We start from the raw sequence: 20,770 nt of genomic DNA, 5'->3' as shown, positions 1-20,770 counted from the left end.
GGGGGGTCAATCTCCGCGCTGCTGCGAATCGTCGCGCAGGCTGTGTTCGTCCGTTCGCAATGCATCGGCCAACCGCGACTTGGCCGACCCCGGGCGCAGCGGCTTGGGTTGGCTGTCGTCCGGGGCCCATCCCGAAAGGTGCATAAGCTCGAACGTCGCCCGGATCCGCGCGGGGTCGTCAGCCGCGGGGAATTTGTCGCGGTAAATGCGCGCGGCCGTGTCAAACATCCGACGGGGCGCGAACCGCCTGTCCCTTGATGCCAAGGCATTCGCCTCACCCATCCCGCGAAGTTCGCGCATCAGGGCAAAAGCGTCGGCGTAGGACACGGTCAAACGCTCGGTATCCGCCACTGGCAGGGACAGACCGGCGCGTTGCAGAAGGCCACCTGCGTCGCGCAGGTCGATCATGGGGGCGACGCGGGGCGACAATCCACCACGCACGTTGGCTTCGGCCTCGGACAGGGAAAGGCGCAGTTCCGACAAGGTCTGACCGCCGAAGCTGGCTGACAGGAACAGGCCATCGGGTCGCAGAGTACGGCGTGATTGCACCATCTGGCCGATCGGATCGTCGGCCCAGTGCAGGGCAAGGGCGTGGATCACCAGGTCGAACGATGCAGGTTCTGCGTCGAGGGTCGGGGTATCGGCGATCATGGTCGCACCGGGAAACTGACTTGACCAGAATTCAGGCTGCCCGGTCACGACCGCCACGTCCGTGAACGATCGTTTAACCATTTCCAGTCTTTCCTTCACCTGATCGGCGGCGATCTCGTGCAGGAACAGGCCGGACCGCGTCGTGCGGTCGCGTCGGCGCAGAAGGGCGGGGCGGTCGGTCAGCTTGGGTGGATCGGCGGTCATGGCAGGAAGGTAAGATCGGATGGGACTGTTGCAAACCGCGCTTGGCGTGATCTACCCGCCAAGCTGTTCGCTGTGCGAGGCCGAAGTCGACACGACGGGCGGCCTGTGTGGTGCATGCTGGGTCGAGGCGCGGTTTCTGGACGGGTGCCTGTGCGGGTTATGCGGGGTGCCGTTGCCCGGCGAAAACGCCGAGGACGGGCTGCGTTGCGACGATTGCTTGTCCATCGTTCGCCCGTGGACCAAAGGCCGATCAGCTATGATCTATGCGGGTGCGGCGCGGCAAATGGTTTTGCGTCTGAAGCATGGGGACCGTCTGGATCTTGTCCGCCCTGCCGCCCAATGGATGGCCCGCGCGGCCGAGGGGGTGATGCCGGTCGACCCGTTGCTGGTGCCGGTTCCGCTTCACTGGACGCGTCTAATCGCAAGACGATACAATCAGGCTGCGCTTCTGGCGCGCGAGGTTGGTCGGATCGCCGGTGCAGAAGTGGCGCCCATGGCCCTTCGCCGCATCCGCCGCACCCCGAAGCAAGAGAGGACGACGCTTGCGGACCGGTTCGAAACGATGTCAGGCGCTATTTCGGCCGACCCTGTCCACGGTGCTGTGATGCAGGGCCGGAACGTGGTTCTGATCGACGATGTCATGACGTCCGGCGCGACCCTGTCGGCCTGCGCGGACGCGTGTCTTTCGGCGCGGGCGGCAGACGTTCGCGTCGTGACACTGGCACGGGTGGTGAAGGACGCCTAGATCGGGGGCAAGACGTCAGAACACTCGAGGATATCATGTCGAACGTAGAAATCTATACTACGCCGCTTTGCGGGTACTGCCATGCCGCCAAGCGCCTTCTGAAATCCAAGGACGCCGCGTTCATCGAGACGGATGTGTCATCCGATCCGGGCCTGCGCGAAAAGATGATGGAGCGTGCAAGCGGGCGCCGCACCGTCCCGCAGATTTTCATCGATGGCGCCCATGTCGGTGGATACGACGACCTCGCGAAGCTCGATCGCGAGGGAAAACTTGATCCGATGCTTGGATGAGGGTGGGGCTTCTTCAGCTTCGATCCTCGGACGATCCCGCTGCGAACCTGCCTGTTACGCTGAACCATGTGCGCGATGCGGCAGGGCAGGGGGCGGCTCTGATTGTGACGCCGGAGGTCACGAATTGCGTTTCAGCCGACCGGGCCCATCAGAAGACCGTCCTGCGCCCGGAGGCTGAAGATCCCACCCTGGCCGCCTTGCAGCAGGCCGCGGCCGAGCTTGGGGTTCACGTCCTCATCGGCTCTCTCGCGGTGAAGACAGAGGAGGAGCGGTTCGCCAACCGCTCGTTCCTCGTGAGTCCGGATGGTCAGATTGTCGCGCGTTACGACAAGATCCACATGTTCGACGTCGAGGTGTCCGAGACCGAGAGTTACCGCGAATCCGCGGGCTACAGACCCGGCGAGACTGCGGTTGTCACGAGGATCGGGGATGTCGGCGTCGGAATAACAGTCTGCTATGACGTCCGGTTTCCCCACCTCTACCGGCTGCTTGCCCAGAACGGTGCGCAGATCTTGACCATCCCGTCCGCTTTTTCCCCCGTCACTGGTGCCGCCCATTGGGAGCCGTTGCTGCGCGCCCGTGCGATCGAGACCGGCTGCTTCGTCCTTGCCCCCGCGCAATCGGGCCAGCACGAGGCGCAGGCTGGTCGTCCCCGCAAGACATATGGTCACAGCATGGTGGTCGGACCCTGGGGCGAAGTCCTGCTGGATATGGGAGAGGAGCCGGGCGTCGTGGTTCTTGATCTCGACCTCGATCAGGTGGACACGGCGCGGCGACGCGTCCCCAGTCTGACAGCCGATCGGCCTTTTACGATTTGACGGACCCGGTGACGTAGTTCACCGACAGATCCCGGTCCGACAGCGACCATCGCCACGCCACGGGGTTGAAGACCATCCCGGTCCTGTCGACACAGGTCAGGTCGGTGGAATCGATCATCTGGCGCAACTCGTCCGGCGTTATGAACCGGTTCCAGTCATGCGTCCCCCGGGGCAGCCAGCCCAGAACCCATTCGGCCCCGACGATGGCCAGCGCAAAACTTTTCGTGGTGCGGTTCAGTGTCGAACAGATCAAAAGCCCGCCGGGCTTCGTCAGCCGATCGCATGTGGCTATGAACTCGGCCGGATCCGCGACGTGCTCGACGATTTCCATGGCAAGCACGCCGTCGAACGCCGCGCCTTCGTCCGCAAGCGTTTCGGCCGTGGCCGCCCGGTATTCGATGTCTAGGCCCTGCTCGGCGGCGTGAGTCTGTGCAACGGGGATATTCCGCTCGGCCGCGTCGATGCCGGTCACACGGGCGCCAAGTCGTGTCATCGGCTCGGCCAGCAGGCCGCCGCCACAACCCACGTCCAAAAGGCTCAGACCTTCGAACGGACGGTCGGTCTTCAGGTCGCGGCCGAACTGCGCGGCGATCTGGCGGGTGATGTAGTCCAGACGGCAGGGGTTCATCTCGTGCAGGGGTTTGAACTTGCCGGTGGGATCCCACCACTCGGCTGCCATGGCGCTGAATTTGTCGATCTCGGTTTGGTCGATAGAGGACATGGGCGACCTTTCCGTCATTTTGGCTGATACACCCCTCGCAGGGGCGGCTTCGGGGCTATATAGGCGGTGTATGGACAAGGCGGCAGGGCAAAAGAGCGCGGCGGCGTATCTCTATCCCCGGATCGACCCGTTCGACCAGCGAATGCTGGCGGTGGGCGACGGGCATTCGGTGTATGTCGAGCAATGTGGCAACCCCGAAGGTGTTCCCGTCGTGGTGCTGCATGGCGGTCCGGGCGGTGGATGCTCTCCGTCGATGCGCCGGTACTTCGACCCCGAGCATTATCGGATCGTGCTGTTCGACCAGCGCGGCTGTGGCCGGTCGCGCCCACATGCGAGCGTCCAAGACAATACCACCTGGCACCTGGTCGCGGATATCGAGCTGATCCGGAAGACTCTGGGGATCGAGGACTGGATCGTGTTCGGCGGATCCTGGGGGGCCACGCTGGCCCTGATCTACGGCGAAGCGCATCCGACGCGGGTCCGGCACCTGATGCTGCGCGGCGTGTTCCTGATGACGCAGGCCGAGCTTGACTGGTTTTATGCCGGCGGGGCCGGGCGGTTCTGGCCCGACCTTTGGCAGCGCTTCACCAACCTCGTCCCGGAGGACGAGCGGGACAATCTGGTCGCGGCCTATCACAAACGCCTGTTCTCGGGCGAGATGATGACCGAGGTGCGGTTCGCCCGCGCATGGGCCGCGTGGGAGAACACGCTGGCGTCGATCGACAATGACGGTCCGTCCGGGGAAAGCCCGGCCGATTATGCCCGAGCCTTCGCCCGCCTGGAAAACCATTATTTCACGCACCAGGGCTTCCTTGACTACGACGGACAGATCCTGGGCGAGATCGAGAAGCTGAAGGACGTTCCCGGCACCATCGTGCAGGGCCGGTACGACATGATCTGCCCGCCGGTATCGGCGCATGCCCTGCACAAGGCGTGGGACCGCTCGAAGCTGATCTTCGTTCCCCATGCGGGTCACGCGCTGAGCGAGCCCGGGATCAGCGCAGCACTGGTGCGCGAGATGGATCGTTTGAAGCGGGAATAGCCCATCTTGCATTCCCCGGCGCGTTGGATTATGTGCCCTTCAACAGCGGCGCATCGGGGTCCAAACCCGAAGCCCACCGGACGCTTTCGAACGGGCCGCGGGCCCGTTTTTTTGTGCCGGAATACGAACGTATCTAGTAGGAGTCCCGTTTCAGACATGTCGGACCTGATTGCCAAGGCCAGCATCGACCGCCGCCTCGCCGAGGTGGTGACGCCCGTGATCGAGGATCTGGGTTTCGAGCTGGTGCGCGTCCGCTATCAAGGCGGCAAGACGCCCACCGTGCAGATCATGGCCGACCGTCCGGAAGGCGGGATCGAAGTGGATGACTGTGCGATCATTTCGACCGCGGTGTCGGCGCATCTGGACGTCGAGGACCCGTTGGAGGATGCCTACAATCTGGAAGTCTCGTCTCCCGGGATCGACCGTCCGCTGACCCGTCTCAAGGATTTCGAGATGTGGGAGGGCTATGTCGCCAAGATCGAGACGACCGAGATGATCGACGGTCGCCGCCGCTTCAAGGGCGTGCTGGCCGGCGTCGAAGGCTCGGAAGTGCTTGTTGAGATCGAGGAAGGCACCATCGGGCTGCAATTCGACTGGCTGTCGGACGCCAAGCTGGTGTTGACCGACGACCTGATCCGGGACGTTCTGAAAAGCCGCAAGGACAAGGGCGAGATCGACGAGACCCAGTTCGACGAAGTGCAAACCATCATCGACAGTGAAGACGATGCGCGTCTTCCCGACCAGAAGGACTAGAGCCACATGGCCATCACCTCTGCCAACCAGCTTGAGCTTCTCCAGACCGCCGAGGCCGTCGCGCGCGAGAAGCAGATCGACCCCGGTCTGGTGGTCGAAGCCATGGAAGAGAGCCTCGCCCGGGCCGCCAAGTCGCGCTATGGCTCGGAAATGGACATTCGCGTATCCATCGACCGCAAGACCGGCCGCGCGACCTTCACCCGTGTGCGCACCGTGGTCGAGGACGAGGAACTGGAGAACTATCAGGCCGAGATGACGGTCGAGACAGCGAAGCAATACATGGCGGATCCGCAGATCGGCCAGACCTACGTGGAAGAGGTTCCGCCGGTCGAGATGGGGCGGATCGCCGCCCAGTCCGCCAAACAGGTCATTCTGCAGAAGGTCCGCGAGGCCGAGCGGGACAAGCAGTTCGAGGAATTCAAGGACCGGATCGGCACGATCATCAACGTTGCCGTCAAGCGCGAGGAATACGGCAACGTCATCGTCGACTTGAACCCTGGCGAGGGCGTCTTGCGCCGCAACGAGAAGATCGGCCGCGAAAGCTACCGGACCGGCGACCGTATCCGCGTCTATATCAAGGACGTCCGCCGCGAACCGCGTGGACCGCAGATTTTCCTTAGCCGCACCGCACCCGAGTTCATGGCCGAACTGTTCAAGATGGAAGTGCCCGAGATCTACGAGGGCGTCATCGAGATCAAGGCGGTTGCCCGCGACCCCGGTAGCCGTGCGAAGATCGGCGTGATCTCGTATGACAGCTCGATCGACCCCGTGGGGGCCTGCGTCGGCATGCGCGGCAGCCGCGTTCAGGCCGTCGTGAACGAGCTTCAGGGCGAGAAGATCGACATCATCCCGTGGAATGAGGACATGCCGACCTTCCTGGTGAACGCGCTGCAGCCGGCCGAGGTGACGAAGGTCGTCTTGGACGAGGATGCCGAGCGGATCGAGGTCGTGGTCCCCGAGGAGCAGTTGAGCCTGGCCATCGGCCGCCGCGGTCAGAACGTACGTCTGGCGTCCCAGCTTACCGGTCTGGATATCGACATCATGACCGAAGAAGAGGAAAGCGCGCGCCGCCAGAAGGAATTCGAGGAGCGCACGCAGCTGTTCGTCGACACGCTGGATCTGGACGAGTTCTTTGCCCAGCTTCTGGTCGCCGAAGGATTCACCAACCTCGACGAGGTGGCTTACGTCGAGCTGGACGAGCTGACGGTGATCGACGGCGTGGACGATGACACCGCCGAAGAGCTTCAGGCTCGTGCCCGCGACTATATCGAAGCGCAGAACAAGAAGGCCCTCGATCACGCCCGCGAGCTGGGTGTCGAGGACAGCCTGGTTGAATTCGAAGGGCTTACGCCCCAAATGATCGAAGCACTGGCGGAAGATGGCGTGAAAACGCTGGAGGATTTCGCCACCTGCGCCGATTGGGAGCTTGCCGGCGGCTGGACGACAGTCGACGGACAGCGCGTGAAGGACGACGGTCTTCTGGAGAATTTCGGAGTCGACCTCGAAGAGGCGCAGGCGATGGTCATGACGGCGCGCATCCAGCTTGGCTGGGTGGACCCCGAGGACCTGGCCGCCGAGGAAGAAGACGACGCGGAAGAAACCGATGAGGAGGCGACCGCCTAAGTGAGCCGCGGCAAGCCGAAGCCAGCGCCGGACGAACCCGAGCGCAAATGCCTGGTCACAGGTGAGGTGAGCCCGAAGCGCGGGCTCATCCGGTTCGTCGTGGGACCCGAAGATATGGTGTTCCCCGATGTCGCGTCGAAGCTTCCGGGACGGGGAATGTACGTGTCGGCCGAGCGTGATGCGCTTGAGATGGCGGTGGCCAAACGGGCGTTTTCGCGCGGTGCGAAAAGGCAAGTTTCGGTGCCGGACGATCTGGTCGATCAAGTCGAGGCGCAACTGACCAAGCGCGCGACCGACCGACTGGCGATGGCCCGCAAGGCGGGCGCTGCCATCTCGGGGTTCGAGAAGGTGAAGGACTGGCTCGAGAAGGACAGATGCAGGATCCTCCTGCAGGCCTCCGACGGGTCCGAAAGAGGCAAGTCGAAGCTCTATCGCCCTGGGGGGCGTGGCAGCTTCTTCGACATATTGACCGCGGATGAATTGGGTTTGTCCTTCGGTCGGGAACGTGTGATACATGCGGCGCTTGCCGCAGGCAGACTCGCTGAGGATTTCAGGGACGATGCCGTGCGGCTTTCAGGCGTTCGCAAGCGGGAAGTTGGCGACGAAGACGCCGGAAAGGTGAAGAAGACCTGATGAGTGAGAACGACGGCAAGAAGACCCTCGGCGTGCGTGGTGGAAATCGTCCCGGACAGGTGAAGCAGAGCTTCAGCCACGGGAGGACCAAGAGCGTCGTGGTCGAAACCAAGCGCAAGCGCGTGGTCACGCCGAAACCCTCGACTGCGAAGACCGAAGGCGGCGGAACCACGAAGCCCGTCGGTGGGGACCCACGCAAGCGTCCCGCCGGGATTTCGGATGCCGAGCTTGAGCGTCGGATGAAAGCACTTGCCGCCGCAAAGGCGCGCGAGTCCGAAGAGGCTGCGGCCCGCGAGGCCGAAGAGAAAGCCCGCGCCGAAGAGCGTGAGCGCAAGAAGGCCGAGATCGAGGCCAAGGAACGTGAAGAGCGTGAGCGTGAGGAAGCCCTCAAGGCCAAGGCCGAGGAGGACGCCAAGCGTCTGCGCGAGGAGCAGGCCGCGAAAGAGAAGGCGGCCGAACCCGCCGCACCCGCGGTCGATCCCGCCGAAGCCGAGGCGAAGGCGCAGCGCGCAGCCAAGCCCGCGCCGAACCGTACCGACCGCGACACCCGCGATCGGGATCGCGCCGCGAAGCCCACCAAAGGTGGCGACGATAAGCGCCGGTCCGGCAAGCTGACCGTTAATCAGGCCCTGACCGGTGGCGAAGGCGGCCGGCAACGGTCCATGGCGTCCATGAAGCGCCAGCAGGAACGCGCCCGACGCAAGGCGATGGGGCAAAACCAAGATCGTGAGAAGGTCACGCGCACCGTTCAATTGCCCGAGGCGATTGTGGTCAGTGAGCTGGCCAACCGCATGTCCGAACGTGTCGCCGACGTGGTGAAAGCACTGATGCAGAACGGCATGATGGTCACGCAGACGCAGACCATCGATCAAGACACAGCCGAGCTGATCATCGAAGAGTTCGGCCACAAGGTCCAGCGCGTCAGCGACTCGGACGTGGAGCAAGTCATCACGCAGACCGAAGACCGACCGGAAGAGTTGAAGGACCGCGCGCCCATCATCACGATCATGGGCCACGTGGACCATGGCAAGACGTCGATCCTCGACGCGATCCGGAAAGCACGTGTCGTCCAGGGCGAGGCCGGTGGAATCACGCAGCATATCGGCGCATATCAGGTGCAGTCGGAAAGCGGCACGACGCTGACCTTCCTGGATACGCCGGGCCACGCTGCCTTTACGTCGATGCGGGCCCGTGGCGCGCAAGTGACGGACATCGTTGTTCTCGTCGTGGCAGCGGATGACGCCGTGATGCCGCAAACGATCGAGGCGATCAATCACGCCAAGGCCGCCAAGGTCCCGATGATCGTGGCGATCAACAAGTGCGACAAGCCCGAAGCGAATCCCGACAAGGTTCGAACCGATCTGTTGCAGCACGAGGTTATTGTCGAGAAAATGTCCGGCGAAGTGCAGGACGTGGAAGTGTCGGCGACCACCGGGGCGGGCCTTGACGATCTGCTTGAATCCATCGCGTTGCAATCCGAGTTGCTCGATCTGAAGGCCAACCCGGATCGTGCCGCCCAAGGTGCGGTGATCGAGGCAAAGCTCGATGTCGGCCGTGGTCCGGTCGCTACGGTTCTGATCCAGCATGGCACCCTGAAGCAGGGCGATATCTTTGTCGTCGGCGAGCAGTGGGGCAAAGTGCGCGCCATGGAGAACGATAAGGGTGAGCGCGTGAAAGAGGCCGGCCCTTCCGTGCCCGTCGAAGTGTTGGGCCTCAACGGTACGCCCGAGGCCGGCGACGTCCTCAACGTGGTCGAGACCGAGGCGCAGGCCCGCGAGATTGCCGAGTACCGCCAGAAAGCGGCCAAGGACAAACGCGCCGCTGCCGGCGCCGCGACGACGCTCGAGCAGATGATGGCCAAGGCGAAGGCGGACGAGAATGTCGCCGAGCTGCCGATCCTGGTGAAGGCGGACGTGCAAGGTTCGGCCGAGGCCATCGTTCAGGCGATGGAGAAGATCGGCAACGACGAGGTTCGCGTGCGCGTGCTGCACTATGGTGTCGGCGCGATCACCGAGACCGATGTCGGTCTGGCGGAAGCATCCGGAGCTCCGATCATGGGCTTCAACGTGCGGGCCAATGCATCCGCACGGCAGACCGCGAACCAGAAGGGCGTCGAAATCCGCTACTACAGCGTGATCTACGACCTCGTGGACGATGTGAAAGCGGCGGCCTCGGGGCTTCTGTCGGCCGAGGTTCGTGAAACCTTCATCGGCTATGCCCAGATCAAAGAGGTTTTCAAGGTCACCAAGGTCGGCAATGTTGCCGGTTGTCTGGTGACCGAAGGCGTCGCACGCCGGGCTGCTGGTGTTCGTCTTCTTCGCGACAATGTCGTGGTCCACGAAGGCACGCTGAAGACCCTGAAGCGCTTCAAGGACGAAGTGTCCGAGGTCATCTCGGGTCAGGAATGCGGTATGGCGTTCGAGAATTACGACGACATCCGCCCGGGCGATGTCATCGAGATCTTCACCCGCGAGGAGGTCGAGCGCAGCCTGTAACGGGCGACGCTCGCCTAACCTGGCAGTATCGAAAAGCCCGTCGGTCGATTGGCCGGCGGGCTTTTTGCTCATTATATTTTTTCGGCAAAACCCATATAGATCACCGTCTTGAACGGCAACGGCCCGAAGATCAGGTCACCGCGCCAATCGATGCCGCGCGGACCCAGCCCTGTCGATCTTACCTGAGCCAACCCAGCCTTGGTCAAAGCCGCAGAGAGTTCGTCAGGCGTGATGAACAACTGTGGGTCATGAGTGCCTTTGGGCAGGACCTTCAAGAGGTCTTCCGAAATACTGATCGCGGCGAGGCGGGAAATTGCGTTTCGATTCAGCGTATCGAAGAAGAATCGTCCGGAGGGGCGAAGAACGCGTGCGACATTGGCCAAGACAGCATCAAGATCGCGAACGTGCTCCAGCACATCGACGCAGACCACGGCGTCGAAACTGGCGTCGGGATAGTCCATGTCTTCTCCCGTTCCGACATCGTAACGAATCTCAAGGTCTTGCGACGCGGCATGCTGTTTCGCCGCAGCGATCGCCCTCTTTGCAGGATCGATGCCCGTCACATTCGCGCCACGTTTCGCCAGGGCTTCCGCCATGAACCCCCCGGCACATCCCAGGTCCAACACCGTTTTTCCATGCCAATCAAAATGCCGATCGAACCATTTAAGTCGGCCGGGGACCATGTTTTTAAGGGTTCGGATCCACCTCACGTCGTCCGACCACCAACGGTCAGCCTCGGTATCGTATATCTCAAGGTTGTTTCGGGGCATCGCGATCTCCTTCCCGACGGAACTTAGGCGAGATCGGGAATTACCAAGCGGGTTTTAACTGTTAGCGTCCTCTTCACACCGGTCCCTTAAACCCGACCCTGGGGAACAAAGAGGGAATTGTCATGGCAGGGGGCAACGCACCGGTCATTATCAAGCGAAAGAAGAACATTGTGGGCGGGGGCCATCATGGGGGCGCCTGGAAGGTCGCCTATGCGGACTTCGTAACCGCGATGATGGCGTTCTTCCTGATGATGTGGCTTCTGAATGCAACGTCGGAGGAACAGAGAGCCGGCCTTGCCGACTATTTCAGTCCTGAAATTCCGGTGTCACGCGAGTCAGGGGGCGCGCGATCCTTGCTCGACTCGCCCCCTGTAATCCAACCATCCCAAGCCCCTGCGCCGGCAAACAGTGAGGAAGAGGATAATTTCCAGGATGTGCTCGAACACTTCGTGGCCAATTCGGGCGAAAGTGACGTGGGCGACGATTTGTTGCAGCATATTCTGACGCGGGTTACGGACGAGGGCCTCGTCGTGGACCTGTTCGATCTTCCAGGCGCCCCATTGTTCGAGCCTTCCAGCGGGCGCCCGACGCGGCTGATGCGCGATCTGGTGGCCGTGGTCGATGACGTCTTCCGTGATCAGAAGAACAAGGTCGCGATCAAGGCGCATGTCCGATCGGATCTTGCGGCGACCCGCACGCGATCGTCTTGGCCTTTATCGACCTCTCGCGCTGAATCCGTGCGTACGCTGCTGGCTTCGGGATGGATCGGTGACGCCAGGCTGGACCGCACGGAAGCTCACGGGGACAAGGAACCGCTGCACCGCAATCGTCTGGATGTGCGGAACAACAGGATCGAGATCGTTTTGCTGCGCAGAAACGGGACGCGTTAGGGGGCCGTTAAGGTCGGTGACGTAACGATTGGGAAACACCGGAGGATCCGGAGATTAAAGGAGCCTAGTCCCATGTCGATTTCCTCTTCGCTCGCAGCGGGTGTCAGCGGCCTGAGCGCCAATGCCGAAAGGTTGGCAAGCATTTCCGACAATATCGCGAACTCGGCGACCTACGGATACAAGCGCTCGACCACGGACTTCCACACGCTTGTCGTCAATGGCGGCGCGGGTGCGAAGTATACGGCCGGCGGTATCACGACCTCGAACATGCGACTGGTCGATGAGCGTGGCCAGTTGCAAACGACGAGCAATGCAACAGACATTGCCATCAATGGGCGCGGCTTCTTGCCGGTTCGGGATTATACCGACACTGATGGTGGCGCGACATTGGGACTCAAGACGACCGGCTCTTTCCGCCCGAATGCCCAAGGTTTCCTCGTCGATGCGACCGGGCAGGTACTTCTGGGCATTCCGGCGAATATCGACGGTACATTTCCGAAGTTTGCCCGCGACAGTTCGGATGCGCTCCGCCCGGTGAGCGTGTTCCACAACCAGTTCGCGGCGAACCCGACGGATGAGATGAAACTTGCCCTGAACCTGCCGTCATCGGATTCCGAGCCGGGGAACATCGGCGCGCAACATGAGCTTACGATCGAATATTACGGTAACTTGGGCCAGACCGAGCAGCTAACCTTTGGGTTCACTTCGACCGCAGCCAATACTTGGCAACTTGAGGTCACCGACCTTGGCACAGCGGCAAACGTTGGGACGTTTGACCTATCGTTCAATGACTTGACGGTGGGCGGCGGTACTTTGGCTTCGGTGACGCCCGCTGCGGATTACGATGCCGCGACAGGTGAACTGATCATGGACGTCAACGGCGCAGAAATTCGCGTGGATATCGGTTTGCTGAACGAAGGTGGTGGCATCACGCAGTTGAACTCGACCTTCGCTCCGTCAAACATTTCGAAGAATGGATCCACGGTGGGCAACTTTGCCGGGGTCGAGGTCGATCCCAAGGGCGTCATCCACGCAATCTACGACTCTGGCTTCACGCGGCCGATTTATCAGGTTCCGGTAGTCGACGTTGCAAACCCCAATGGGCTTACGGCTTCGGACAGCGGAACTTTCGAGGTTTCACTGCAATCGGGTAACCTTTTCATGTGGGATGCTGGCACCGGGCCCGTTGGTGAGACGGCCGGATACACACGGGAAGCGTCTACCACCGACGTCGCGATGGAGCTTACGCAGCTGATCCAAACGCAGCGTGCCTACTCGTCGAACGCAAAGGTCATCCAGACCGTCGACGAGATGTTGCAGGAAACAGCGAACCTGAAGCGGTGATCTGAAAAATGAGCATTTCCGCCGCCCTCTCTTCCGCTGCCTCTGGTCTGACCGTCACCGGTCGCGCCGCCGCGACTGTATCAACGAACATCGCCAACGCGATGACGCCGGGTTACGCAGCACGTCAACTGGAACTCAGTTCCGCGCCGTATGGCGGCGTATCCAGCACAGGTGTTTCCCGACGCGAAACGGCGGCAGTCTTGTCAGCAAGACGGGAAGCGGACGCCAATGCGGCGGGTATCAATGTCCGTCTCGGCGCGGCGAACAAGGTCGCAGATGCGATCGGGCGAGCCGAGGATCCTGATTCGCTCTCCGCGAAGGTCGCCGCATTCTCAGCAAGCTTGACCTCAGCTGCCAGCCAGCCCGGCTCGACTGTCCGTCTTCAGAACGTCCTTACCGCAGCAACTCGCTTGTCCGACCATGTCAATCAGGCCGGACAGGCCATTCAGGATGAACGTTTGACGGTTGAGAAAGGAATTGCCAAAGACGTGAATTCCTTGAACGAAGGCCTCAGCCGGCTGGAAACCCTGAACAAGGATATTATCCGCGCCGCAGCTTTGGGCCAGGATACGAACAGCCTTCTGGATCAGCGACGCCGTACGGTCGACACCATCTCGGATCTCGTGCCGGTGAAAGAAATGCCGCGCGATGATGGGAGCATCGCCCTTGTGACCGAAAACGGGGCAATCCTGATCGACGGCAAGGCCGGAAAGATCGGCTTTACCGAGATGCCCGCGATGACGCCCGCAATGACCCTTGGAAGCCCTCTGTCGGGACTTACGTTGAACGGTCGCCCGATTGATATCACAAAGGGCAACCATGCTTTGGCTGGCGGGTCGATCGCGGCCAAGCTCGAGATCCGCGACGAAGCACTTCCCGCCGCCCAAGAGAAGATGGACGCGTTTGCGCGAGACATGATCGAACGCTTCTCCGAAGCCGGGCTCGACTCGACGCTGGCGCCTGGCGCCGCGGGGTTGTTCACGGAGGCCGGTAGCGCATTGACCGTTCCAGCCGCTTCGGGACTTGCGCAGCGGTTGTCCGTCAATCCGGCGGTGGACCCCGCGTCGGGGGGCGCGCTGTACCGCTTGCGGGACGGTTTGGGCGCGGCGGCGCCGGGGCCTTCGGGCGAAGCCCGGTTCCTCCATGCGCTTGGGGACGCTTTGGATTCCGCTCGCCTTCCATCCAACCCATCTTTGGGAACAAGCAGTCAGAGCGCCGGGGGGCTGGCAGGCTCGCTGGTATCAGGTTCCACGGCATCGGCCTATGCGCTTTCCAACGACCTGGGCTTCGCCGAGGCGCGCGCGACCACGTTCCGCGACGCAGAGCTGTCCGAGGGCGTCGACACGGATGACGAGCTGAGAACGCTGATGCTGATCGAGAAATCCTATGCCGCAAACGCCCGGGTAATTCAGGTGGCAAATTCGATGCTCGATCGACTGATGGAGATTTGACATGCCAACATTGACCATAGGTGATCTGGCCCAGAATTTCCTCATGCGGCACTCGAATGCGCGTCTCTCAAGGAATCTTTCGACGCTGGGGGACGAACTGACCTTCGGGATCAAGAAGGATGTTGCTGCGGCAATGTCCGGCGATACGGGACAGGTCGCAAGTATTGATCGAGCTCTCGTTCGACTGGATGCTCAGATGCTGGCAACGAACGAAGCAGGCATTCGCGCCGATGCGACCGGAATCGCACTGAAAACGTTCACGTCGCGGCTGCAATCTATCGATTTGAGTGTACTGTCCCAAAGTGCAACTGGGCCGCAGCTTCCCGCTTTGGCCGCAGGCGCCAAACAGGCGTTCCTCGGGGCGCTGTCCGACCTCAACGGCACGGCGGCGGGGCGGCCACTTTTTGGTGGGACCGCCGGAGCCGGTCCAGTGCTGCGAAATGCTGAAGAAATCTATGCCAACCTTGTCGCAAGCGTATCAGCCGAAACAACTTCACAGGATGCAAGTAACGCGATCGACGCGTATTTTGCGGATGGTGGGCCATTCCAGACCGGCGATTACCTGGGCGAGGTAACTGATGATGCGCCAGTTCGGCTGGGTGGCGGTGCCGTGGTGGAAATGAACACGCGTGCGGACGATCCGAAGGTCCGCGCCGGACTGGCCGCCATGGCACGAGTGGCGATGTTGGGGGAGAACATCGCAATGTCCCTTGAGGAGAAAGCGGCGCTCGGACGCAATGCCGTTCCGCACTTGCTTGCCGCCACCGGGGGCGCGATCGAGCTGCACTCGCAGACCGGCGCATCTCAGGCAACGATCGATTCTTCAAAAGTCCGGCTGGGGGTTGAACGTGACGCGCTCCGAACCGGGCGGTTGGATTTGCTCTCGGCCGATCCCTACGAAACAGCAACGCGCCTTCAACAGACCGAGCAGCAGATCGAAACGCTGCACACTCTCACGGCGCGTCTTTCCCGACTGAGTTTGGTGAACTTCATATGATACGTTTGCTCGCCGCAGTCGGACTGATCCTGTTTGCCGGATTGGCGCATGCCACGCCGGTCCGGATCAAGGACTTGGTCGAGTTCGACGGCGTTCGCGGCAATGACCTTGTCGGCTACGGTTTGGTCGTGGGCCTCAACGGAACGGGTGACGGACTCCGCAACTCGCCGTTCACGGAAGAAATCATGTCGAGCATTCTGGAACGTCTCGGCGTGAACGTGTCGGGTGAAGACTTCAGGCCGAAGAACGTGGCGGCCGTTCTGGTTACCGCGGATTTACCTCCATTTTCTCGGGCAGGTAGCCAAATCGACGTTACCGTGTCTGCTATCGGGGACGCCTCCTCGCTTCTTGGTGGGACGTTGATCATGACCCCTTTGAACGCGGCCGATGGAGAGATCTACGCTGTTGCGCAGGGCCCGGTTCTGGCAGGCGGCATCGTGGCCGAAGGCGAAGCGGCTAACGTTACTCAGGGGGTTCCAACGTCAGGCACGATTCCCTCTGGGGCGCGAGTAGAGCGCGAAATCGACTTTGATTTCACGCAACTGGACTCGATCAGGTTGGCCTTGCGGACGCCGGATTTCACGACGGCCGGGCGGATTGAGCAAGCCATAAACCAGTCCCTCCGCCGCAGTGTTGCGGTGATGTTGGATGCCGGGACGGTGATGGTCGATATTGGGGCGACGCAAGCCGCCTCGCCGGCTCACGCACTGTCCCAGATCGAGAACATCTCTGTGGAGCCCGAACGTCGCGCCCGGGTGGTGGTCGATCAGCGCTCGGGAACGATTGTGATGGGTGAAGATGTCCGGATTAGTCGTGTTGCCGTCAGCCAGGGCGGACTAACCCTTCGGGTTGAGGAAGCCCCCGTGGCGGTTCAACCTAATCCGTTTGCCCCGGGTGAGACGGTCGTGGTCCCCCGCACGGGTGCCGAGATCGAACAGCGTCCTGGCATCGGTCTGGCCGAAGTTCCGGGTGGTGCTTCGCTGTCGGATGTAGTCGCGGGCTTGAACGCATTGGGCGTGGCGCCCCGGGACATGATCGACATCTTGAAGACCATCAAGGCAGCCGGTGCGCTCCACGCTGATTTTATCGTTCAGTAGCTGGGGCTGACGCGAAAATAATACTACGGATGGCGTCCGCGGTTTCCGCGGGCGCTTCTTCGTGCGCCAGATGCCCATAGGGTCCGAGGGACACATACGAAACGTTTGGATTCTCGGCTGCGATGTCGCGGGATACGGAGGGCGGAACAGTGCCATCGCGGTCTCCGACGATCAGGGTCGCGGGTGTTTCCATAGTCTTGATCCTGTCGCGCACGCTGCGGGTGGACCAGCGGGCCATCATCTCCAGTGCGCCTTCCACATGCGAGGGATTCCCAACCAGGCGCGAGTAAAGGCGACGACCTGTCGGATCCAGTATCGACCCTGTCGCATCCAAAAGTCGATCCACGCCGCCCGTTGATGTCGCAATTCGAGAGAACAGGTTTGGAACCAGTGGGAAGGATGCCAGAGCGCGAGCCATTATGGGAAAAAGCCATGCCGGGGGCCCCTCGAACGCGCCCAACGCTGCGTTGAGTCCAATAATATGCGGTCCGGGGCGGGATTGAGCCATGGCGAATGCGATCGCAGCCCCGGCCGAATGCCCGACAATGACATCGGGTTGCACGCCCATCGTGTTACAAAGGTGCCAAGTATCTTCGGCCATCGCCGGCAGGGAGGAGCGATGGCGCGATCCCAGCGCGGTGAAGCCATGGCCTGGCAAGTCCGGGGCGACGACGCGATAGTCGCGGGCAAGGTCCGGCATCAGGTCACGCCAGGAATGCGTCGCCCCCCCGGTTCCGTGAAGCAGCAGCAGCACCGGACCGTTCAGCCCCATCGTTTGCGCATGCCATCTGTGCGGACGGCTATCTACGAACTGTGAGTGGTCCCGGTTTGGCCAATCCGCCCCATCGTTGTCCCAGCGCATCAGGTGAGCTCGGCTCGCAAGCGGTCCTGCGCCCCATACGGCAAGGCCAGGTACGTACCCCCGAGTAGACTGGCTAGGGGCCGAAGCGTCGGGCTAGGACGTGTGCCCGTGTTGATCACCAGCGTGGGCACCCCGGCTTGGCGGAGTTTGCGTGCGACCTGTTCGGCGTCCGCCGCTGCGCGTGCGCGATTGGCGGTTTTGTCGAGTGCGATGTTCGCGCGTCCGTCCGTCAGCAACACCAGTGTCGGGGTTTGGCCCTTCCGGCGGGCGGCTTCAGTCAAGTGACTTGCTTCGACGAGGGCCGCGGCCAAGGGCGTGCCGCCTCCGCCCGTCAGGCCCGCCAATCGACGCTTGGCCTGGACTAGAGACCGGGTCGGGGGCACCGTCACTGCAGCGCCGTCCCCTTTGAAAGAAATAAGTGCCACGTGATCGCGCGAGGCATAGGCTTGTGAGAGCAGCGACTCGATGGCGCCCTTCGCTTCGGACATGCGCGCCATCGCGGATGAGCCCGAGGCGTCCACCACGAATATGATCAGTCGCTCGGTCCTCGTATCATGACGTTTGAGGTGCAGGTCAGCGGGTTCGATCAGAACCGGACGCGGATCGTTATGGTGGCTTGCGCGGCGAATGGTCTGCCATGGCGCGGTCGCGCGCAGAGTGGCGAAAAGGTCAATACGCCCGGCGGACGGTCGGCCCGGTCGCGGCGGCAAGGGCCGTCCCCGCGGTCCACCCATCTTGCGCGCGCCTGCCGTGCCCTGCGTCGCGCCTTTGGACCGGGCGGCGACGAGCGAGGCGAGAAGACCGCGCGGCAATGCCATCCGGGTCGCTTCGACGAGGCGCTCTGTCCCTTCGGTGCCGGAGTCCTGTGACTGTTGATCTGGCGGCGGATCGGGCGGGGGTTGGTTTTCGGGCGCTTCATCCTCGGGAAGGGTCGTTGCGCGATGGGCTAGAGTCAATTGGCAAGCCGCGGCCGCGTCGGCTTCGGTCACACAGTCCCTGCCGTCCACGGCTGCGATGGCCCGGGCGCAGCAACAGGCGGCAAGAGGTCCGCGAAAGGATACGATGCCCAGACCGACACTGGCCGCCACGATCGCATCCCGCACCGGGTCGGGCAGGATTGCCTTGGCATAGAGGTCGTGGACTTTTTCATCGACCGGCGAGATGGGCGAGAGGTCCGACAGGCAAACCCCATCCAGCGTGACGAACAGGCCCAACCGCTCGGTCAGGGCAGTTGGCGGGGTTGCGTCGTCTTCGCCCTCGTCCACCGCGATGAGTGTCTTTCCCCCCGCATCGAGGGCCCGCCCCAGGCGGGCCGCAAGTCCGGGGGTGCACCGGTCGGCCATTGAAAGCGTCAGCACGGCATGGGTTTCAAGAAGACCGGGGCGTGTGACAAGCCGGCCGGCGGCTAGCGTGGCGGCGATATCGGGCCCGCCCAGAAGGGCCTCGTCCGATATGGCCGGGTGAACACGTATCCCCGAGGGCAGGGCCGCCAGAAGGGTATCGCGGGCAGGGGAAGGGCGCGCGCGAAGCCACATACCCCCCAAGTCCTGCCCCGCGACGTGCAGCACGCGCGCCGCCAGACTGGCGCTGTCCCAAGTCATTCGGCGGCGTCGGCAAGGGGCCCGAAGACCTCGTCCAACAGGCGATGTATCCGGATGGCCGATCCGGCATCGTCCATCGGATCGCGTCGCAGGCGATGCTGCAAGGCCATGGCCGCGATCTGGCGCAGGTGATCGCGGCCGATCCGGGTTGCCCCTTCATAGGCCGCTTGCGCCCGGGCGGCCTTCAGCAGGGTCAGCTCGCCGCGCAGCCCGTCCGAGCCGAGCGCAATGCACAGCTCGGCGCAGTCGCGCAGGGTGTCGTCCGTCGTTTCCACCCCGGCAAGATGCTTGCGGGCGTCGAGGATCGCGCGACGTTGAGAGTCTTCGAACGGTTTCCACCGGCGCAGGAAGGCGGCGCGGTTCGCCTCGAACGCGTCGCGACGGCGGATGACTTCGATCCGGGTCTCGACGTCCGTGGGGGAGGCGACATCCACCATCAGCCCGAAACGATCCAGAAGCTGGGGCCGAAGCTCCCCTTCTTCGGGATTGCCCGAGCCCACCAGCACGAACCGGGCCGGATGCCGGATCGACAGACCTTCGCGTTCGACGACGTTCTCGCCCGATTGCGCCACGTCCAGAAGGAGGTCGACGATATGATCCTCCAGCAGGTTGACCTCGTCCACGTAGAGGTACCCCCGGTTGGCTTGGGCCAGCAGCCCTGGCTGGAACGCTTTTTCCCCCTTGGTCAGCGCCCTTTCGATGTCCAGCGCACCGGTCACACGATCCTCGGCGGCGCCGAGCGGCAGGTCAATCACCGGGGTGGCGCGCTGCACGACGCGGGTGCCGGCGGTATCGACCCATTCGGGCACGTCGCGCAGCCGGGGCGAGTTGACGGGGCAACCTTCGACGGCGCGGATCTTCGGCAGTAACCCAGCCAGGGCCCGGACGGCAGTGGACTTTCCGGTGCCGCGGTCGCCCATGACCAATACGCCGCCGATCGACGGGTCGATAGCGGTCAAGATCATCGCCTGCTTCATCTGGTCCTGGCCGACGATGGCGGTGAAGGGGAAGGGGGTCATGCAGCCTCCGGTCGGGTCGAAAGGGGGGGCGCGTCGCGCCAGGCTCCGGCCTCGCCCGCGACGTGAAAACGGGCGTAGAGTTCCTCGGCAAACCAGCCGCCCTCGCGGACCTGGCGGATCGCTTCGGCATGGGCGCCCGAGGTTCTGGCAAAGCGCGCCATGCTGGCGGTGTCGGGCCAGACCGAGAACGTGACCTGATGCAGCCACGGCATCTCGCCGATGCCAATCTTGAAAAGAACGTCCGGGTTCACGCCGATCCTGGCCGAGATGGCAGGCTCGGCCCGCCAGAACTGCGCCAGATGACGCGCGCGTATGGTGCCGCGGGTCAGGGCAGCGACGGGGCCGTCGGGCGTCTCGGACGGGATGAACGGGGTGCGGCCCGACCAGGACCCGCGTGCCGATGTCGGGTTCAGGAACAAAGTCCAGCTTTCCGTGGCGCGCCGTGCCCAGCGCTTATACACGCCTGCCTTGCGTATCCGGTCTTGCGCCGTCTCGATGTCCGGCCAGCAGGCGAGGATTGCCCAGACCTTCGTGTTCGGGATCGGCGTAAAGCCCTGACCCGACCCTGATCCGCACAGTTTCCAGAACCGGCAGTCGCGGTCGCGCCAGAAATCGACACGGCTGAGCCCCATCTGTCCGAAGACCCAGGCGCGGTCCCGAAGCCTGTCGAAACGGTAAAGGCTGAGGGTTACGGTCTGAATGGCAGCTCTCCTGATCGTCGCTGAAGTGTGACAGCGTTCGGGACTTGATGAAAGACGTCCCAT

At 62.8% G+C, this 20,770-nt stretch carries 20 protein-coding genes; 13 read left to right on the top strand and 7 right to left on the bottom strand.

The features are described 5' to 3' along the window. Nucleotides 1-6: 6 nt before the first annotated feature. The gene (locus PAA8504_RS04660; protein WP_108893005.1) at nt 7-855 is read right to left on the bottom strand and encodes a methyltransferase domain-containing protein; all 849 of its coding nucleotides are present in this window, start codon (nt 853-855) and stop codon (nt 7-9) included. 19 nt (nt 856-874) lie between these two features. On the opposite strand from PAA8504_RS04660, the gene PAA8504_RS04655 reads away from it, so the two are divergent. The 3 genes from PAA8504_RS04655 to PAA8504_RS04645 are packed head-to-tail and all read left to right on the top strand — an operon-like array spanning nt 875 to nt 2,708. Continuing rightward, nucleotides 875-1,600, top strand: a complete 726-nt coding sequence (locus PAA8504_RS04655) for a ComF family protein (RefSeq protein ID WP_108893004.1) — start codon at nt 875-877, stop codon at nt 1,598-1,600. A gap of 35 nt (nt 1,601-1,635) precedes the next feature. Further along, entirely contained in the window at nt 1,636-1,890 is a 255-nt protein-coding gene (grxC, locus tag PAA8504_RS04650) for a glutaredoxin 3 (protein ID WP_108893003.1), read from the top strand. Continuing rightward, a complete protein-coding gene (locus tag PAA8504_RS04645; protein ID WP_108893002.1) occupies nt 1,887-2,708 on the top strand; it encodes a carbon-nitrogen hydrolase family protein in 822 nt (273 codons plus the stop codon). Before grxC ends, PAA8504_RS04645 begins: the two co-directional genes overlap by 4 nt. On the opposite strand, the gene ubiG (PAA8504_RS04640) is transcribed toward PAA8504_RS04645, so the two are convergent. Next, nucleotides 2,698-3,429, bottom strand: a complete 732-nt coding sequence (ubiG, locus tag PAA8504_RS04640; RefSeq protein ID WP_245897517.1) for a bifunctional 2-polyprenyl-6-hydroxyphenol methylase/3-demethylubiquinol 3-O-methyltransferase UbiG — start codon at nt 3,427-3,429, stop codon at nt 2,698-2,700. The two genes, PAA8504_RS04645 and ubiG (PAA8504_RS04640), sit on opposite strands and share 11 nt — an antisense overlap. A gap of 70 nt (nt 3,430-3,499) precedes the next feature. Between ubiG (PAA8504_RS04640) and pip the strand changes: the two genes are divergently transcribed. The 5 genes from pip (at nt 3,500) to infB (ending at nt 9,975) form a co-directional block, all read left to right on the top strand. Then, nucleotides 3,500-4,471: a prolyl aminopeptidase gene (gene pip, locus PAA8504_RS04635; RefSeq protein WP_108893000.1), complete on the top strand. Its 972-nt coding sequence runs from the start codon at nt 3,500-3,502 to the stop codon at nt 4,469-4,471. A 156-nt stretch (nt 4,472-4,627) separates the two neighbouring features. Next, the gene (rimP, locus tag PAA8504_RS04630) at nt 4,628-5,224 is read left to right on the top strand and encodes a ribosome maturation factor RimP (protein ID WP_108892999.1); all 597 of its coding nucleotides are present in this window, start codon (nt 4,628-4,630) and stop codon (nt 5,222-5,224) included. Nucleotides 5,225-5,230: 6 nt separating this feature from the next. Further along, nucleotides 5,231-6,847 (top strand): transcription termination factor NusA, encoded by a 1,617-nt coding sequence (nusA, locus tag PAA8504_RS04625; RefSeq protein ID WP_108892998.1) that lies wholly within the window; start codon nt 5,231-5,233, stop codon nt 6,845-6,847. After that, nucleotides 6,848-7,480: an RNA-binding protein gene (locus PAA8504_RS04620; protein WP_108892997.1), complete on the top strand. Its 633-nt coding sequence runs from the start codon at nt 6,848-6,850 to the stop codon at nt 7,478-7,480. It abuts the gene before it with no gap. Beyond that, entirely contained in the window at nt 7,480-9,975 is a 2,496-nt protein-coding gene (gene infB / locus PAA8504_RS04615) for a translation initiation factor IF-2 (protein ID WP_108892996.1), read from the top strand. The genes PAA8504_RS04620 and infB overlap by 1 nt, the downstream gene beginning before the upstream one ends. Before the next feature lie 71 nt (nt 9,976-10,046). Here the strand turns inward: infB and ubiG (PAA8504_RS04610) are convergent, their stop codons facing one another. Then, nucleotides 10,047-10,745, bottom strand: coding sequence for a bifunctional 2-polyprenyl-6-hydroxyphenol methylase/3-demethylubiquinol 3-O-methyltransferase UbiG (ubiG, locus tag PAA8504_RS04610; protein ID WP_108892995.1), 699 nt, complete (start codon nt 10,743-10,745; stop codon nt 10,047-10,049). 122 nt (nt 10,746-10,867) lie between these two features. Between ubiG (PAA8504_RS04610) and PAA8504_RS04605 the strand changes: the two genes are divergently transcribed. The 5 genes from PAA8504_RS04605 to PAA8504_RS04585 all read left to right on the top strand — a co-directional run bounded on the left by PAA8504_RS04605 (nt 10,868) and on the right by PAA8504_RS04585 (nt 16,524). Then, the gene (locus tag PAA8504_RS04605; RefSeq protein ID WP_108892994.1) at nt 10,868-11,635 is read left to right on the top strand and encodes a flagellar motor protein MotB; all 768 of its coding nucleotides are present in this window, start codon (nt 10,868-10,870) and stop codon (nt 11,633-11,635) included. Nucleotides 11,636-11,707: 72 nt separating this feature from the next. Next, nucleotides 11,708-12,979 (top strand): flagellar hook protein FlgE, encoded by a 1,272-nt coding sequence (locus tag PAA8504_RS04600; protein ID WP_108892993.1) that lies wholly within the window; start codon nt 11,708-11,710, stop codon nt 12,977-12,979. Nucleotides 12,980-12,987: 8 nt separating this feature from the next. Further along, nucleotides 12,988-14,430 (top strand): flagellar hook-associated protein FlgK, encoded by a 1,443-nt coding sequence (flgK, locus tag PAA8504_RS04595; protein ID WP_108892992.1) that lies wholly within the window; start codon nt 12,988-12,990, stop codon nt 14,428-14,430. Nucleotide 14,431: 1 nt separating this feature from the next. After that, the gene (locus PAA8504_RS04590; protein ID WP_108892991.1) at nt 14,432-15,427 is read left to right on the top strand and encodes a flagellin; all 996 of its coding nucleotides are present in this window, start codon (nt 14,432-14,434) and stop codon (nt 15,425-15,427) included. Beyond that, nucleotides 15,424-16,524, top strand: a complete 1,101-nt coding sequence (locus PAA8504_RS04585) for a flagellar basal body P-ring protein FlgI (protein ID WP_108892990.1) — start codon at nt 15,424-15,426, stop codon at nt 16,522-16,524. The genes PAA8504_RS04590 and PAA8504_RS04585 overlap by 4 nt, the downstream gene beginning before the upstream one ends. On the opposite strand, the gene bchO is transcribed toward PAA8504_RS04585, so the two are convergent. From bchO to crtA, 4 genes are read right to left on the bottom strand one after another with little or no spacing between them, the layout of a single operon-like run. Beyond that, nucleotides 16,511-17,386 (bottom strand): alpha/beta fold hydrolase BchO, encoded by an 876-nt coding sequence (gene bchO, locus PAA8504_RS04580; protein WP_108892989.1) that lies wholly within the window; start codon nt 17,384-17,386, stop codon nt 16,511-16,513. The genes PAA8504_RS04585 and bchO overlap by 14 nt on opposite strands. Further along, entirely contained in the window at nt 17,386-18,987 is a 1,602-nt protein-coding gene (locus PAA8504_RS04575) for a VWA domain-containing protein (RefSeq protein WP_108892988.1), read from the bottom strand. The genes bchO and PAA8504_RS04575 overlap by 1 nt, the downstream gene beginning before the upstream one ends. After that, nucleotides 18,984-20,006: a magnesium chelatase ATPase subunit I gene (gene bchI, locus PAA8504_RS04570; protein WP_108892987.1), complete on the bottom strand. Its 1,023-nt coding sequence runs from the start codon at nt 20,004-20,006 to the stop codon at nt 18,984-18,986. Before bchI ends, PAA8504_RS04575 begins: the two co-directional genes overlap by 4 nt. Then, nucleotides 20,003-20,770 carry a spheroidene monooxygenase gene (crtA, locus tag PAA8504_RS04565; protein WP_108892986.1) on the bottom strand — a complete coding sequence of 256 codons (768 nt, stop codon included), beginning with the start codon at nt 20,768-20,770 and terminating at the stop codon, nt 20,003-20,005. Before crtA ends, bchI begins: the two co-directional genes overlap by 4 nt.

The sequence above is a fragment of the Palleronia abyssalis genome (assembly GCF_900302445.1).
In the GTDB taxonomy this organism is placed as follows: Bacteria; Pseudomonadota; Alphaproteobacteria; order Rhodobacterales; family Rhodobacteraceae; genus Palleronia; species Palleronia abyssalis.
Note: the sequence above shows the minus strand (reverse complement) of the source record. Positions and strands in the feature narration are given on the sequence as shown.